Genomic DNA, 17,396 nt, shown 5'->3' with positions numbered 1-17,396 from the left:
CATGGCTGTCAAATTGCGAGTGATCTTACCGCACTTGGTCCTTATTCTATTCGCAGTGATCTTCCTGTTTCCATTTGTATGGCTGGTGATGACCTCGTTGAAGACGCCGGAAGAAATACTCATGTTTCCGCCGAGTATCCTGCCTGAAACGTTCCAATGGTCGAATTATAAAGAAGCGCTTCAAGCCATTCCTTTTACACGCTATATGATGAACACGTTTCTGATCTGTATAGTGAATATCATCGGTCAGCTTTTCTCTGCACCGCTGGTAGCCTACTCGATTTCCCGCATTCCTTGGAGGGGCCGAAACATTATCTTTACCATCGTGGTGGCGACCATGATTCTGCCGGCTCAAGTGCAGATGATCCCGCAGTACATCATCTTCACCAAGCTCGGCTGGGTCAATACGATCATGCCGCTGACCATCGGCGCATTCTTCGGGGCACCGTTCTTCATCTTTTTGCTTCGGCAGTTCCTGCTTGGCGTACCGACCGAGTTGTCCGAGGCTGCAAAGATTGATGGGGCTTCGGAGCTGCGAATTTATGTGAAGATCATCATGCCGATCCTGAAGCCGGCTCTGGCCACCGTCGCTTTATTTTCTTTTGTATGGTCGTACGTGGATTTCATGGGACCGCTCATTTATTTGAACGATTCGGCAAAATGGACCATCACCGTTGGCCTGCAAAGCTTTCAGCAGGACCACGGGGCGCAGTGGGAGAAACTGATGGCGGCTTCCACCATCATGGCGATTCCCATGATTCTGATCTATTTCTTCGGACAGAAATATTTCATGAAATCGGGATCGGCGTTGACTGGGTTTAAATAAGCGGGACCTTCGGATTGGATGCCTTCTCTTCCATAGTGGCTCGGTCCTGCTACCGGCTATGAACACGGAAGAGAAGGTTTTTTACGTTTCCAAATCGAAATAAAGGGATATGGAAGAAACCCATATCAACAACCCAAAGGATGAGAATCATGCCTCCTCGTATCACGACCATGACCGAATCGTTCGCCGATCAAATTATGGAATGGAACTATGAACCTCCCTATGACTTCTACAACAGCGAGCCGGATGAGGAGTTTCGGAAAGAACTCCTTGAGTGTTCCTATTACGCCATACTCGATGAGGAAGGGCAGCTCTTCGGCTTTTGCTGCACAGGCTCATCTGCCCAAATTCCGATTGCGATCCCGTTAGGTGCATATGACGAGGATCTGCTGGATTTCGGTCTCGGCATGAAACCGGAATCGACCGGACAAGGCCGGGGAAAAGAGTTCCTCTCGTTCGTGCTGTCATCCATCGCTGAAATTCACAATCGCACATCGTATCGGCTGACCGTTGCCAAATTCAACAAACGAGCCATTCGCTTGTATACCCAGCTGGGCTTCTCGGAAGTAACATCGTTTGATTATCGCGGCACTACGTTCATTACGATGGTCAAGATGCCGGTCTCTGAATTGTGAAAAAAAGAGGGTGATCCCGCTGCGGGATCACCCTCTAGTTCATTATTGGCAAATATCGCGAATTCCCGGATTGGGTCATATCACCCGAGGAATAGTCGTTTCCACTCCAAGCAATGGAGCTGTAGCCGATTCTTAACCGCTATTCAATAGCGATGTAAACGTCCACCATGGTATGGGCAGGATCAAACTGCCGCATGTCATACCGTTCGTAATCGCCTGTATACGTCCTTTTTTCGGCTGAATGCTGGAAGTAACTCCAAATTTCATACCACACCTCAGGGACAATTTCCATCAAAGGGCCACGTCTTGTCCGGAATACCATGTACTTGGCTGCTGGGACGGACGCCTGCTTCAATTCCTCCGAAGAAGCTGCAGCAGCCACGTCTTCCACTATCCTGTTGCCGATAATCAAGGTGTATTCCCCGGATGCGTCGCTTTCGTAATCGGTGTACAAAGCATATATGGCTTGATCCTTATCCGATAACCGTGCCTGCAAACCGCCTTGGAAATACTGGTCCCATAACTGCGGTATCTTACCTTGCGGTCCTGCCTCCGCTTCATTTGTCGTTCGAACGCCGACACCCTGAATGGACATGGCGGGTCTTACCTCTATAAATCGTTCACTCTGATTCTGATTGCTATCACGCATATGTATCCTCCTTAAAATGAATATGTCTCTATTCTAAAGAGGTAACGTGGACATCTATCTGTCCTGGTTATCGTAGCGCTGCATAATCCATTGTGCTCTTCGCTTCACTTCCTCGGCCGCTTCGCCCGGCTGCTCAACCAGCACCTGATTACCAAAGCTTAGAATCATGCCGTAAAACCACTCATCTAATTTGTATAACACGTGAACGCGTAAAGAGCCGTCCGGGTTGACGGTTACTTGTTCCGGCGGAAACATATCCGCCACCCGCTGACGCGCGGCTGCTTCGAATAACAGCACCGTCTCCTGCTCCAGCGCGCTCGACCAGGAGGAATCCCATTCCAATCGTTCCTCGCCGGGCCATAGCCTTGGCTCATACGTCTCGCTCAGCATCGTTATATCCTGCATGCGCGACAACCGGAAGAGGCGATGGTCTTCCCGCTCCAGACAAAAGGCTTGTACATACCAAATATTGCCCTTCAGAATCAGGGATGCCGGTTCAATGGTTCTTCGCTCCGCGCTGCCCTCCGCATCGATATACTCCATCACGACCCTGCGCTTTTCTTGAATAGCCTTTTTGAGCAAGCTCACAGCGGATTTCAGTCCTTGACGCTGTCCCCAAGGCTGAAAGTCCATGATCACAGGTTCCCTCCGATATTCATCGTCAAGCCCCTGCTCTACCCTATGCAGCAGCGCTTTTACCTTCTCAAGCAGGATGCCCATCTGCTGATCATCCAGTGCGCTGCTCATCCCTTTGACGGCTGTAACCAGCGCACTCATCTCCTCAGCGGACAGCCAGTACTTGTCGATCATATAATGCTCCATAATTTCAAATCCGCCGGATATTCCCTGGTGGGCAACAATCGGAATCCCGGCTTGGCATAGCGTATCCATATCGCGATATATGGTTTTGCTCGATACTTCAAACCGATCAGCCAACTCTTTGGCGCTCAGTCTCCCCCGGTTCAGAAGCAGGACGGTTATGGCTAATAGCCGGTCTATTTTCATTGCATGCGATCCTTTCGTTCTCGATCATCTTATGTTCTTCCTTAACTCAAGCTTAACAGATTCGGCATGTGTTCATGCAACCGTTAGGTCAGGTTCAGATGCTCGTTAGCCTGTTATGCTACAATGAGAGGCACGGCAATCAAGTCAAAGGACGGGATGAAACGATCCATCCCCAAGAACGTAGACATACATAAAAGATGCAAAATGTACGAATCTGTAACATCAAGGAGGAACATACATATGGACAATCGACTTGACGCCATGCGCAGGTGTCACCCGGACTCCGTAACGATCTCCCGCATAACGGGTTTCATTACGGATGGGGTTATTCTACTCGCTGCAGCAGCCTATCTAATTATGGCTGCTATATTCGGGTGGACTCTGATACCAGGCTGGATCACCATCGGACTTCTGGTACTCGGAGCCTGGTTTACTTGGGCCGTGCCCTCTTTCACCTACAAACAATTCGGCTTCAAGGTAAGCGAGGAAGAATTGGAGCTTCGCTCCGGCTGGATCTGGCTCAGTGACACTCTTGTCCCGATGACGCGGGTACAGCATGTCGAGCTGGAACGGGGACCGCTCCTTCGTAAATATGGCTTAGCCAAGGTTAAGGTCGTTACCGCCGCAACGACACATGTCATCCAGGCGCTCAAGCTGGAAGAAGCAGAGGAACTGAAGAAACAGATCGGCGAGCTGGCCAAAGTGGTGGATCACGATGAATGAACCGACAAGACTTCACCGCCTGTTCATCCTGTTCCCGCTCGTAGGCAGTGTAAAATCACTCATTCCCATCGCCGCTCTGGTATCCATCAAATTCCTTAACGGAAAATCGCTGCGCGACATCCCCTGGTACTGGCTGTCCGCCGCCATCGTCATCCTGGTCTCGCTTCTGCTTCTGTACGGGTATCTGAAGTGGAAACGCTTCGTTTATACGCTGGAAGAAGACAAAATCCTCATCCGTCGCGGCGTTCTGTTCCGTGAGGAACTATCCATCTATACGGGCCGCATTCATTCCATGAATATGGAGCAGCCCTTGCTGCAGCGTATATTGGGGCTTACCCAGGTCCGAATCGAAACGCCGGGCAAAACGGAAGGCGGGGGCATACTGCCTGCCATCACCAATAGCGAAGGCGAACGACTGCAGCGCTGGCTGCGCGAGCAAACCCGAACAAGGCAGACGCAGCGTGAGGTTCACCAATCCCATGAAAGCCCCGACCCATCCGATCAGAGCCTTCCCGTTCAGACGGAGGGGCCATCTGTTCAACCGCCGGAAACCCGAGAGAATTACGAATCCGTTCAACCGTCGAATCATAACATGGGATACGGAAGCGATCTTTTGGAGGATTCCGATTCGGGCGTCGTTGGCAGAAAGAATACAAGCGCTGCAATCACGGCAGAAGAGGAACGCAGCACGCTGCTCCAGCTATCCTCCGGACGCCTGCTCATAGCCGCTCTCTCCTCGCCAAACCTGTCACTGGCTTTAGCCTTTGTAGGTGGTATTTTATCATTTGCCGATGACCTGCTTCCGGATCAAATGTACCAATCGCTGTTTCAGTCGGCAGGGAAGCTGCTGCCCGGCAGTTGGATCAGCATTGCCGCTGTGGCGCTTATCGTATCCTGGCTGCTCTCCGCCGTGCTCTACACGATTAAATATGCGGGATTTACCGTCGAGCGGATCGGGAAACAAATCTCGGTCAGCTGCGGTCTGCTGGAGAGAAAAAGACTGCTCTTCTCTCCCGAGCGAGTGCTGGCCATTACCGTTAAAGAAGGCGTATTCCGGCGCTGGTTCGGTTACGCTGAAGTGAAGGTTCATGTGCTTACTTCTGAGTCCGACAAGCATTTCATGCTTCATCCTCTACTGAAGACCAGAGATATTCCGGCGCTGCTGAATCGGGTTACGCCTCAATTCAGCGCTCAGGCCATTACCGCTTCGCCGCCGCCCCGCGCAAAATGGATGTACCTGCGGTGGAAGCTGGCTTTTGCCGTGGTAGTCAGTGCTGCGTGCATTTGGTATTTTGACAGGCTCGGTTTGTTATCGCTTCTGCTGCTTCCGCTCTCGTTAGCTTGGGGACTCCTTTCGCACCGGGATTCCGGAGTTAATGTCACGGACAAACAGCTTACGATCCGCAGCCGTTTCATTGCAATGTCCACCAGGTATATACGCCGGCCGCAGATTATGGCCATGGAGGTTAGCGGTACCCGCAGACAGCGAAGAAGAGGGCTTCTATCCCTTCAAGTGAAGATGATATTCAGCGAGATCAACGAAAGTTTAAGTGGAATGGATCAGCGAGAGATCGAGGCTGTTCGAGCTTGGTTCCAAAAGAAAAAAGGCGAGAACTCCGCACCTGCAGAACGAAGTGGTCCCGCCTCACCGACCGAACGCTTATAAGCGTTCGGTCTCCGTTCTTCCTGAACGGCCAAAGCCCGACAATCGGTAAACCATAAGGGTTATCGCAAGAAATACGCCATATACGCCGATGGTGATGATGATGTGGGAAGGGTCTGTCATGAGATGATCCCCTACCATCGAGAACAGCAGCATGGCAGGGATTTTGCCTAACGCGGACGCGATGCTGTATGATGCGAACGTTACCTTGCTGAGAGCCGCGTACACATTGATGACAATGGAAGGAATAAACGGGATCAACCGGGTAAACAGGATGGTCAAAAAGGCGTTCCGCTCGAACATCGTTGTCACTTTTCCCAGCCTGTTATAACGGTAAAGCACCCGGTCGCCACATTCCTGATAGCCGTATCGGATGAACATAAACATCAGGATGGAAGCGGCGGTGGAGCCGACCCAAGTGACGATTCCGCCGATGACCGGCCCCAGGGCGGCACCGATAACGCCTCCAACCACCGGATAAGGGATCACCGGAAACAGGGCCATGACGACGGCCATGAGCATCATCAGCATGATACTGTCTGTCGATCGAATCCATACCAATATGACATCGCCATAAAAGTAAACAAGACCACCTACGGCGGCGTAAACCAATGCCATTCCTAATTTCTTGAACATGCACCACACTCCAGGTCATAATGCACCTATTGTACCATGCAGCATGTCCATTGGAACAAGCAGCAAAAGGGACATCCCAAGGCAATAAGCCGGGGATGTCCCTTTTTTCTTGAAGCGGACCGTCCGTTCACTAAAGCGACATCTTGCTAGGGAAGAAGACCCGCCGTTAACCGGTACGGATTATATCCTATCGCTATCATGTAAAACTCACGGTTTGCTCGGTTTCCCCGGAGGGTTCACCGGGGGCTTTCCAGGCTTACCGCTTTGTTTCACTTTCACCGTGACCGGTTTGCTTGCGGTACTCTCGTTATGCAGACGATCGACGGCCGTCACAACATAAGTGTAGGTTTGTCCCTTTACGACGGTATGATCAACAAAGGACTGCGTCGTACCGGCGGTTTTTCGGAGAGTCCCTAACAAATGCGACGGATCTTGAACACTGCCGGTTCCTCTGCCATCAAAACGATAAACCGCATAATACGTCTCATCATCTGTCGACCTCCAGCTTAGCTTCACGCCAACCTGCTCGTGATCAGCCTTTGGCTTCTTGGGCGCAGTCGGCGCTTCCGAATCGATCCAAGGCATCGCCGGGATCAAGGCCGGATATCGATACAGATCGTTCTTCAGTCTGTCCGTAAACCCGAGCGCGTTATCCTTAAACCATTTGGAGCTGAAGTACATGCTGCCCCGGACTTCCTCAAAGTTGCGGTTGTAATGGATCTGGTTTGGCATCTCTTCGGGGTTGGACCAATCGGTATTCGACCCGATTTTGTATACGGCTTGTCCGCTGTATAGATGAACGTTCTTGCCGGACACGATCCCGCTCCACCAATCGATCAGCTTATCGTAAGCGGCAGCGGAATAACCGATATTCCAATAAATCTGAGGCGTGATATAATCGATCCACTCTTCTTCAACCCATTTCTTCGAGTCGGCATAGATGGCATTGTAACTCTCTAGGCCATTGGTTTCAGAGCCGGTCGGATCGCTGGATTTATTTTTCCAGATACCAAACGGGCTGATGCCGAATTTCACGTAGCTCTTCTCTGCCTTGATGGCTTCGTTCACGTTCTGAATGAATTGATTGACGTTATTTCTTCTCCAGTCTCCCTTATTCGTAAAGGAGCCTTTGTATTGGTTAAATGTGTCCGTATCCGGGAAATCCACGCCGGTTACGGGATACGGGTAGAAGTAATCGTCAAAATGCACGGCGTCGATGTCGTAATTCCGAACGACCTCCATGATGCCGTCGATAATAAACTGCTGTGCCTCCGGTATCCCTGGGTTGAAATACAGCTTGCCGCCATATTCTTCGACCCACTCCGGATGCTGCCTCGCCGGGTGGGTGGCTACAAGTTTGTTAACGTCCCCTTGAAGACTGATGCGGTATGGATTAAACCAGGCATGAAACTCCATGTTCCGCTTATGGACTTCCTCCAGCAGGAATGCCAGCGGATCGTACCCCGGATCCTTACCCTGAACTCCCGTCAGCCATTCGGACCATGGCCCGTAATTGGACGGGTAGAATGCATCCGCCGTCGGCTTGATCTGCATAATGACCGCGTTCATCCCCGCATCCTCCAGCTGATCAAGCAGGCTGATAAACTGCTGTTTCTGCTGATCCGGATCGGTGACTCCTTTGGCTGGCCAGTCAATATTGTCGACGGTTGCAATCCAGGCCGCTCTCAGCTCGGCTTTTGGATGCTCAGAAGCTTTATTCACCGTGATGTAGAGGGAACTGGTCTTTCCTTGGAATGTGGCTGTTACTCTAGCGGAACCTATCTTCAAGCCGGATACCACTCCTTTATCATCAACAGCGGCTACATCCGGATGACTGCTGGTAAACGTAACGCCTTCCGTTATGATCACCGGCTCTTCCATCCAGGAGTAGGTTGCGGACACCGCCGTCTCGAAGGAGTCTCCAACCGTAACCGCTGTAAGACCTTGAAGTTCGATGCTCTGCAGAACAGGAACCGGATCCGTCACCGTAATGGCGTGCTGTGCGGTTATTCCGCGGTACGAAGCCGTAATGTCTGCCGTTCCTGCGGAAACTGCGGTCAATTGACCGGCTTGGTCTACCGATACAACGCCCGGTTGATCACTTACATAGCTAATTCCTTCAGTCAGCCATACCGGATCCGTCTGGTTTCCGTATACGGAGTAAACCACACTGGTTCTCATGCTGCCGGTAAGACTGGTTTCCATATGAAGCGGCCCGGATAACAGCAATTCTTCAGGGGCTGGCGCATCCTGCGTAATATGAAGCTCATACTGAGATTTTGGTGCATCTCCGTATTCCGCCGTTATGGTTACCGTTCCCGGCGCCAATGCTTCAATGGTGTCGTATGTAGCGCCCGTGACAGTAGCGATGTTATCGTCACTGCTGGTGAGTTTCACGCCGGTTGTTAATAATGCAGGTTCCGTATGTCCTTCATAGGTTGCATATACTTGGGGTTTCACCGTTTCTCCAACGCCCATGGGCGTCAGCCCGCCAATGTCGAGCCCGTACACCTGGGAAGCCGTATAGAATGCGGACAGCCTGTCGAAGTATACGGTACCTTTGTTTTTATTCGTATCCTTTAATTCGGTGATATAGATTTGATTCACTTTGAGAGGAGCCTTGATGGTAGAGGGAACGTTAAATTTGACGTATTTCCAGCCCTTCCAGCTAAATCCGGAGGTCGACGTTAAATCAACGGCATGCTTGCCGCCGGAAGAATCCTGAAGCTGGGCCCGGAGCCAGTGGTTCCCGCCATCGCCGTAAACCCACAAACCGAGTGCAGTCGGTGAACCAGAAACGCTTCTGCCGGTAGAACCGTCCGAGCCTTTGAGGTTGAGGTAAGCCGCCGAGGTGCCGGATTCGCTGCCCACAAAATCATAAGTTAGCGCTGCAGCATGATGACCGTAATAGATTGGCTCCGGCCTCCCTACTACATCCAGCTGGGCCTTTCCCCTTGCGGAAGACGCGGACAAATTTGTTATCGATTCAAAATCTTCGATGACGACAGCCCCTGGCTCTCCGGTGCTTGCGTACGCATCAAATGAATTACCCCAAGCGGAAACAGCCGAGCTGAACATCACGGCTAACGCCAGCGTCATGGATAGAATCGACTTGCTGCTACGATAGACACGCCTTTTGATTATCATTCACGAATTCACTCCCTTTAGTATGAGTGCTTGCTATCCAAACTGAAGTCCAATTCCAAGCGAAATCGGCTGCCGCTCACCTCCTATCGATCTGCTAGAATAGATGATCGTGATGGTCTTACACACATGTTCATCTCTATCTCTATCATATTGAAATTTTATTTCAAATTTCAATAGTTTTAATAAAATATAATTTTATAAATCAGGCAGGAATTTCAGCTGTCCATGACGTAGGGAATCACAAAAAAGAAGCCAACACGGGACAATTCCCCGTATTGGCTTCTTCATTCATTCAGTTCACGTATTCAAGAAGTCCGATTATCAGCTTCACGGCTTAACCTTCCGAAGGATACCTCAATCCCCACTGCCCCCGGATTTGATCCAGCAGCCTCATAATCGCAAGCGACTCGTCCAGCGGCATCACATCGCTCTCGAGCCGTCCTTCCAGCAGGCAACGTCCCACTTCGTAAGCCTCGAAGCTATACCCTTTTTCCTGACGGTCATCTGTAACAACCAGCGGTTCCTCGCCATCTACATGAAGCGAAGCGGAGGTTGCATTCAGGAAAGAAGGTATGTGAATATACCCGTTGGTGCCATAAATATAAGCTTCATTCGTCAGTCCCAGCCGGATCGCCCCGTTTAACGAAGCGGTCTTGCCGGATTCATAAGATAGAATAACCGAGAACTGCTCATCTACGCCCGTCTCGCCGATATGCGCGGTACTCCATATCTTCTCCGGCTCGGTTCCAAAAATCATGGAGGCAAACGACACCGGATAAATACCCGCATCCAGCAGCGCGCCGCCGCCAAGTTCCAGGTTCAGCAAACGGCCCTGCGGATTCCAGCCGCTCCGAAACCCAAAATCGGCCTTCAGCAGCCGAACATCGCCGATAAGCCCTTCGTTCAGCCATTCGCGCACCTGCCGGATCGGCGGAAGGAAACGCGTCCACATGGCCTCCATCAGGAACAGCTTCTGCTCCCGTGCAGCCGCCACTACTTCCTCCAGTTCATCCCCGTTAATCGTGATGGGTTTCTCGCACAGGACGGCTTTGCCGGCATGAAGACACAGTAAGGCATGCTCCCGGTGCAGCGGATGCGGAGTCGCTATGTACACAACGTCGACGTCGGGATCCCCTACGAGCTCTTCGTAACTGCCATAAGCCCGCGGGATATCATATTTCGACGCAAACTCACCTGCACTGCTTGCCGTACGTGAGCCCACGGCCACAAACTGAGCATTCTCCACATACGCCAGATCGGCTGCAAACTGCTCCGCAATCCAGCCCGTCCCCATAATTCCCCATCTGATCTTACCCGGATTCTGCATCATCATTTACTCCTCCTCATCCTCTTCCTTGATTGGCCTTGCCTAAAGCTTGTAGAAGCTATCCCTCTCCACCTTGCAAATTCGCAAGCCAAAGCTTTCATACCACTCGTTCTTGCCCCTTTCCTGCGCTACCTGATGTGCGGCATTCTCCTTCCATAAACGAATGGCCTCCAGGGAATCCCAGTACGATACCGTGATCCCGAGACCCTCATCCCGGGCAGACTCCACCCCCAAATAGCCAGGCTGCTGCGCCGCAAGCTCTGCCATTTTATCGGCCATCACCCCATAACCCCGGTCACCCTGTGTACGCTTGGACACAAAAATGCAGGCATAATACGGCGGCTTCGGCGTGTTCGCGTATTCCGTCATCCTCTTCCCCCTCTTCCCGGTGACCAGATTAGCCATTACTTCGATTTACATTCACTCATTGACCATGTAATCATTATATCGAACTTTCGTCATTCTTTAACCTAAAAAAGAAACCGCCTCTCTCCTCTGTGATCATCTACAGGAGAAGAGAAGCGGTATTCTGCCTTCTAGCCTTTACTTCAGTTTGTGCAACAGATTATAGATGACCTGCGCGCTTTCCGCACGCGTGGTCAGGCCTTCCGGTTCAAAGCGGCTCGGTGTATGGCCCTGAACAAAACCGAGGGCATGCGCAGTTTCTACCGCTACCCGAACCCAGTCCGGGGATGAAGCAAGGTCGGCAAAATCGCTGCCCGCGCTGATGTTCTCCTGCTGCTGTTTCATTGCGTGGGCATAAGCGCGCACCAGCATCGCCGCCATTTCCTGACGTTTAATCGGGGCGTCCGGATCAAAACGGTCTTTGCTAGTTCCATTCACGATGCCTGACTCGGCAGCTGCGGCCACAGCCTCTGCGTACCATTTGCTTGAAGCTACATCGGCGAACGGCGCAGAGCTCTCTGCCTGAAGATCAAGCAGACGAACCAGCATCGCCGCAAATTCGGCCCGGGTCACTTGCTGAGCCGGTGCGAAGCGGTCCGCGCTTACGCCTTCGATGAGCTGCTTCGCGGCCAAATCGGCAATCACTTCCGCGGCCCAGAATGAAGATGGCACATCGGCAAAGGTTTTCTCGTAATCCAGCAAACCGTAAGCGCTGAAATGGCGGATTCCCGCGGCCATGCGGCCGTCTTTGTTTACACCGCCAATATACTCCAGCTCACCATTGTCGGACAAATAGTATATGGCAATTCTTTTGCCGTTAGCTGCATTAGATAATGGCAGTTCCAGCGTGATCGGATGATCGAATTCCGTTAAGCTGTGGACTTTGCCATCCGCTGTCGTTAATTGAAGCTGGAACTTCAGCATGGCTCCCGCTGAAGTCAGCTTCGCACCGGAAGCGCGGGCAGCTTGCTCGATAAGCTCCTTCTTCTCCGCATCCGATAACGTGTCGGCACTCAGTTTCATCGTGCTCTTCTCAAGCTGCCCTGCATCTGCAAGGGCGCCCAGTTGGCGAAGCACTTCGGCCGGGATCGTTAGGGACAAATTCTTCGCTTCAAGGTGGATCGAACCATCCTTGAGGATGTCTGCTGCATTCCCTGGCAGCGTAATATCCGTAAAGCTTCCATCCATCGTTATTACAACTTGCCCGTTCGAGAGCTTGGCAGCCAGCTCGCTCACGGATAACGTGACACTGCCTGACGGCGGCGTTACCGGCGGCGTTACTGGTGGTGTAACTGGTGGTGTTACCGGCGGCTGCACGGGCGGGTCTACCGGCGGGTCTACTGGCGGCTCCGGTCCCGGATCGGGATTCCCCCCACCCCGGGTAATTACCTTCAAATCATATTCCGACCTGAAGCCTTCATAGGTTGCTGAAATGACGGTCGCCCCTTCTGACAAAGCCCGTACCGAGCCCTGTTCATCAATGGAAGCTACGTCCGGCTTACTGCTCGCATAGGTAACACCTTCGATTAAACGGATGCGGCTGCCGTCGGTATAAACGGCCTCCGTTACGGTCTGATCGGCGTCCCCGATCTTCAGCTCGGATTTGCCGCTTAAGCGTATCGATTCGATGCTGCCGTTCGGGATTCGGTCTACCGTAATCTTCACGTCTGCATAAACATCCGGCGCTGCCGTGCTGGTCGCTCTTACGACCGCGCTGCCCAGACCTTGAGCCGTCACGACGCCGTCTGCGGATACGTTGACGACATCATTCGACGGTTCGGAATGGTATACGGACCATACCACGGTTCGTTCCGCTCGGCTCGGCTTCACCGCAGCCTGCAATTCGTGACTTTCGCCAGCGGCGAGCGTCAGCTCGTCAGAATTTACAACAATCTGTTCCGGATTAGGCTTCGTCAGCGTAAACTCGTCCACGACGCGTCCCCCAACCGTTTTAGTTACGAAATGAAGCTCGTCTCCCTTCACTTCCACGGAGGCATACATTTGAGTCTTCTCTTCGTCGACCACCTCATGCCAGCCCCGCTCCGTGTGGGGGTAGAATTTAGGACCTGACGATCCAGCCACGACGTAGGTCGTGCCCTTGCCGTCCGCAACAATCTGGTTATCCATCATCGGGTAGGAACGAATATAAATATGATCATGGCCGTTTAACACGAGATCCACGCCGGATTCCTCCAGCACCAGCGCCCACAGGCTGCGTACCTCGGCGGAGTCGTAAATGCTGCCGTAAGGCCCCCGATGGAACATCGCGACGGTCCATTTCTTATCATTATTAGCCAGATCTTGCTGAAGCCACTTCTTCTGCTCCTCCAGCTGATACTCACTGTTCAGCATAATGAAATGAACGTCCTTGTAATCAAATGAGAAGTTGGTTCCCTTCAGGCTGTCCAAGCCATTGCCCGGCTGGTTAAAGTGAGCCAGGAAGTCTCCGTTTTCCTTGGTCCCCATCACTTCATGGTTGCCGATGGCCGACACTAACGTCGTATTCAGGAAATGCTTCTGGGCTTCATCGAACCAATAGTTCCACTGCTCCCCCAGGAATCCCTTGTCCACCATATCCCCGGCATGGACCATGAATTCGGCGTCCGGATGCTCGGCTGCCGCCTTGTCGATTGTATTCCCCCACAGCTCGAACTCTTTCGAGGTGGAAGCCTGGGAATCGGCAAAATACAAAAATTTCGTTGTGTCTCCCGCAAGCTCCGTTGTTTTAAAGGAGCCTTGTGCACTGTAATGGCCTTGGCCGTCACCGACTCTGTACACATACTCTGTGCCCGGCTCAAGTCCGGCCGCTGTCGCTTTATGGACACGGACGGTGCCGAGATCCAAGGTATGGTACAACTCGCTGGCACCATTGAATTTCTGGACGTTCGGCGCATCGAAATCCGTAAATTCGGACCGCTTGACCAGTTCCACGACGGTCTCATCCGTCGCCGGGTCCGTGTGCCAGTTCAGCATCCGCGACGTGGTCGGATCTTCTCCCATGCCCACGCTGATGTTGAACGGAGTAGGACTTCCAGCCAGCGGCGAAACCTTAAACTCCAATGCCGGGCTATATTGATTGCCTTTGACGGCCTGCACGGTATACGTCTTGACCTGGGACGTCAGCGCCCCCGTCTTCAGGATACCCACTGCATCCGTTGTGCCAACCGCTGCAGCGTCAGCCATGATCTGGACGCCTTCCACAGGCTGACCTTGGGCATCGGTCACTTCAAATACGGTTTCGTATCCCTGTACCGCTCCTTCCTCATTCCAGCTCAGCGCATAATGCGTTGCGATCTGCGATTCGATCGGAAGACCGTAGAACGAGAATTCGGTACTGCCCGTATCGGTGAAGGATACCGCTCCGGACGTGAGCGATATGATGCTGCTGCCGGTTGCGTTCTTTTTCACGTCGTACCGGATTTGGCCGATCCAATCCGTATCCTGCAGGGATGCGGTATGGATGTCCTTCCAAGTCACTTTCACCACTCCTGTTGTAGCGTCAATGTTCGCACTAACCTGGGATGAGCTCAGCTTGTCCCCCGGTATGAGCTCCAGATTCTCCACTTTGGTGGGATCGAATTGGAAATCGACATGGCCGCTGCGGATTTGGGATGTCTTCACACCGCCGATATCCAGCGTGTAACTGCCGCCAACATAGATCGTATTCGGCGTATCGTACACCACCTTGGCTGAACCGGTATTTACGTTGAAGTTCCATTCCTTGGTCGTTTGGTTGCCCGACAGATCACGGACGGTGACTTTTGCTTGATGAACGCCATCGGCGAGCGGAACGCTCGGCGTGTAATGGATTCTTCCTTCCGGCGGATACAGGGTATGCTGCACCAGACTTCCATCTAGATAGAATCGGATTTTGTCCGGATCGATCAGCGTCGTTCCCGGGTGTGCGACAGGATCATAGCCGGCATCCTCGGCATACACGGTAATGGTCGGCGTGTTCTCTGTAATCTCCGCACCGTCGGCCGGCGAGAATTTCTTCAGAACCGGCGGATCGATATCGTCATTGGCCGGACCGTACAATGCGCGAATTTCGTCCACGTAGATGGCACCGGCGTCTTTTTTCGCGGCCTGTGTTTCCATATATCGAACCGGCATGTCCATCACCAGCGGAAGCGTTCTTCCTTTGGGCACGGACGCTTCGAGATACTTCCATCCCTTGAAATCGACGCCGACCGTCTGATCGGTAAAATCGAGCGGGATCGCACCCTTGCTGTCACGAATTTGGGCACGGAGCCAGTGCGCGTTGCCGTCTCCGTAGACCCACATGCTGATTTTCTCCGGATAGCCCGGAATTTCGATATTGTCCGCGGTGCCGTTCGTCTGCAGATAAGCACCGGAGGTACCGGTCATTCCGGTAAAATCGTACTCCAGCTTCAAGGCACCATTCCCGGAACGAATATAGGTCTCATCGGTTTCAATGGATACCTGGGTCGACTTGAACTGCGCACCGGCGCTTGGTTTATAACGGCTAAGGCCGTTCTCGAAATCCTCGAGCATGACCGGCGGAAGACCGACGTTCACTTCGATTGAGGTCTCGATTTGACCGTACTTCACGAAGATTTTGCCGCTGACGTCCTGCTTATCCGTAGCGGTAAACGTTCCGCTTCCGTCAATCGTCCCGATATCGCCTTCGGTACGCCACTCCAAACGGCTATTGTCGGCCTGTACCACTTGACCATTGCGAAGCGCCGTGACCTTGAGCGTCTCGGTCGAGCCGGAGGAGAAGGTCTTCACGGCGTCGGAGAACTTGAGCTCAGTCAGCTCATCAACGACTTCCAATGCGGCTTTACCCGTCAGAATACCGGATTGTACGGATACCTCGGTCAATCCAGATTGGTTGCCTGCCGTAAACGTACCGCTGGCGTCGATCGCCCCATAGGCTGGGTCAACGCCCCAAACCGCGGCCTCCGTCATTTTAGCCGGATGCAGATTCTGGTCTACCGCCGCCGTTTTGAAGGTAGCGGATGAACCGGTCAGCACTCTTTCCAGCGTGGGCGCCACAACAAGTTTATTCGCTGCTCCTTCAGGCGCCTTGTTCACCAGCAAAATGCCGTTGGCCGTTTTGCGTTCCCCGCCGTCCGACGGCGAGTTGAGCACCTTGCGCTCCGTTTCTCCCGGCAGGCGGGCAACGAAGGTGGCCGAACCGCCTCCGTCCAGATTTAGTGCGTTCACTACACCAAGCTCTTGCAGCATTTCGCCAAGCTCGATGTAGTTAAGCCCTTCACTGAACCCCGGCTGGCGGCCATCAACCTCGAACAGCACGACGGAGCCGTCCGCTTTGGTGCCCACCACCGTTCTCGGGTGTACAGCCGGATCGGTATGCTGCTGCACGACGCCATCCTTGACCAGCATCACGGTGCCGCCAATCGCCATCGTGACGTCCTGCCACTCGTTATCCAGCTGAAAACCAGCCGTCACTTCATCCCCTGCCTTCAGCCCGGCAAGCTTGCTCCGCTGCGAGCCCGAAGCGGACAATACCACTTGACCTTGGCCGATCGGCAAATTCCCCTGATCCTTAACAACGGAGACCACCCTCATCGTCAAGGTCTCCCCGCTGGCGACCCTGCCGCTCACGATATCCAGAATCACTTCGTCTCCCAGATTATTGGTCATCGTGGTGGCATTGAATTTTTCGGTATAAAGAACAAGTGCGTCCGTCCCTCTTAGACGGTTGATAGAGGACAGGCTGCTGACCGTTCCGCCTATCGTCACATTTTTCGTTAATTTCGGACTGCCGTAGAGGCTCGTTCCGTCCTGTTTAATGCCAAAGGCGTTCCTGCCGCTGGGCGGATCCGTCAATAGCTCTCCGTCCCCCATGAACAATCCGAGCGGAATTCCGGTGGACATATCGTAGAAATCTCCGTTCACCGCCGCGATGACGCGATTGCCTGCCTTGTCGGCATCGGACGCCATTTTGCTGACTCCCTGCATGCCGTATACCTTGCCATCGGTGAGACCCGGCTGAAGCTCCAGATTTCCCTGCGATGGATCAAATTCCACCATATGGACCTTCTGCTCGCCGCTGCCTTTTTGCATATTCGCCCACGTGTATGTAGCCCCCGGCCCGATCTCCATCTGCCGCATATCAATGACCGATGCAGCGGCAGCCATTGGGTCGGCAGCAGCAGCTTGTCCTGCGGGAAACAGCAGCGATAGAAACATCACACCGCTGAGCAGCGATGATATTCTCTTTTTGCTCCTTAACATGTACATGAATTCCTCCTTCTCTATGCTTGGACTCTGGTTCCTCTCGGTTGTAAGTCCGCTCATGAACGAAAGACCTACTCGGGAGTATAGCGCTCGCTTGTTAATTCCACCTCCAATCTGTGTTAAGACGAAGTTAACTCTGCCGCTATCGGCTT

General features: G+C 52.8%; 11 protein-coding genes. 4 read left to right on the top strand and 7 right to left on the bottom strand.

What is annotated here, in order from left to right:
- Position 1 precedes the first annotated feature (1 nt).
- A complete protein-coding gene (locus OHJ21_RS26760) occupies positions 2 to 826 on the top strand; it encodes a carbohydrate ABC transporter permease (protein WP_326117216.1) in 825 nt (274 codons plus the stop codon).
- A 149-nt stretch (positions 827 to 975) separates the two neighbouring features.
- Positions 976 to 1,461: a capreomycin N-acetyltransferase CpaA gene (cpaA, locus tag OHJ21_RS26755; RefSeq protein WP_486021700.1), complete on the top strand. Its 486-nt coding sequence runs from the start codon at positions 976 to 978 to the stop codon at positions 1,459 to 1,461.
- A 139-nt stretch (positions 1,462 to 1,600) separates the two neighbouring features.
- On the opposite strand, the gene OHJ21_RS26750 is transcribed toward cpaA, so the two are convergent.
- Together OHJ21_RS26750 and OHJ21_RS26745 are read right to left on the bottom strand one after the other, a co-directional pair.
- Entirely contained in the window at positions 1,601 to 2,110 is a 510-nt protein-coding gene (locus OHJ21_RS26750) for a GyrI-like domain-containing protein (RefSeq protein ID WP_486021610.1), read from the bottom strand.
- A 54-nt stretch (positions 2,111 to 2,164) separates the two neighbouring features.
- On the bottom strand, positions 2,165 to 3,115 hold the full coding sequence (locus OHJ21_RS26745) for a helix-turn-helix transcriptional regulator (RefSeq protein WP_326115505.1): 951 nt from the start codon (positions 3,113 to 3,115) through the stop codon (positions 2,165 to 2,167).
- A gap of 240 nt (positions 3,116 to 3,355) precedes the next feature.
- Here OHJ21_RS26745 and OHJ21_RS26740 point away from each other — a divergent pair, with 240 nt between their 5' ends.
- On the top strand, positions 3,356 to 3,838 hold the full coding sequence (locus tag OHJ21_RS26740) for a PH domain-containing protein (protein WP_076322918.1): 483 nt from the start codon (positions 3,356 to 3,358) through the stop codon (positions 3,836 to 3,838).
- Entirely contained in the window at positions 3,831 to 5,504 is a 1,674-nt protein-coding gene (locus OHJ21_RS26735) for a PH domain-containing protein (protein ID WP_486021609.1), read from the top strand. The genes OHJ21_RS26740 and OHJ21_RS26735 overlap by 8 nt, the downstream gene beginning before the upstream one ends.
- On the opposite strand, the gene OHJ21_RS26730 is transcribed toward OHJ21_RS26735, so the two are convergent.
- From OHJ21_RS26730 to OHJ21_RS26710, 5 genes are all read right to left on the bottom strand, one after another.
- Positions 5,499 to 6,137 carry a TVP38/TMEM64 family protein gene (locus OHJ21_RS26730; RefSeq protein WP_486021608.1) on the bottom strand — a complete coding sequence of 213 codons (639 nt, stop codon included), beginning with the start codon at positions 6,135 to 6,137 and terminating at the stop codon, positions 5,499 to 5,501. The genes OHJ21_RS26735 and OHJ21_RS26730 overlap by 6 nt on opposite strands.
- A gap of 207 nt (positions 6,138 to 6,344) precedes the next feature.
- The gene (locus OHJ21_RS26725; protein WP_486021607.1) at positions 6,345 to 9,284 is read right to left on the bottom strand and encodes a family 10 glycosylhydrolase; all 2,940 of its coding nucleotides are present in this window, start codon (positions 9,282 to 9,284) and stop codon (positions 6,345 to 6,347) included.
- A gap of 334 nt (positions 9,285 to 9,618) precedes the next feature.
- Positions 9,619 to 10,614, bottom strand: coding sequence for a Gfo/Idh/MocA family protein (locus OHJ21_RS26720; RefSeq protein WP_100540628.1), 996 nt, complete (start codon positions 10,612 to 10,614; stop codon positions 9,619 to 9,621).
- Between the two features lie 39 nt (positions 10,615 to 10,653).
- Positions 10,654 to 10,980, bottom strand: coding sequence for an antibiotic biosynthesis monooxygenase family protein (locus tag OHJ21_RS26715; protein ID WP_326117225.1), 327 nt, complete (start codon positions 10,978 to 10,980; stop codon positions 10,654 to 10,656).
- Between the two features lie 174 nt (positions 10,981 to 11,154).
- A complete protein-coding gene (locus tag OHJ21_RS26710; protein WP_486021606.1) occupies positions 11,155 to 17,241 on the bottom strand; it encodes a phosphodiester glycosidase family protein in 6,087 nt (2,028 codons plus the stop codon).
- Positions 17,242 to 17,396 lie beyond the last annotated feature (155 nt).

This window comes from Virgibacillus sp. LDC1 (genome assembly GCF_025792345.1).
Classification (GTDB): Bacteria; Bacillota; Bacilli; order Paenibacillales; family Paenibacillaceae; genus Paenibacillus_AQ; species Paenibacillus_AQ lautus.
The sequence above is the reverse complement of the archived record's forward strand: the minus strand, read 5'-3'. Positions and strand labels throughout refer to the sequence as shown.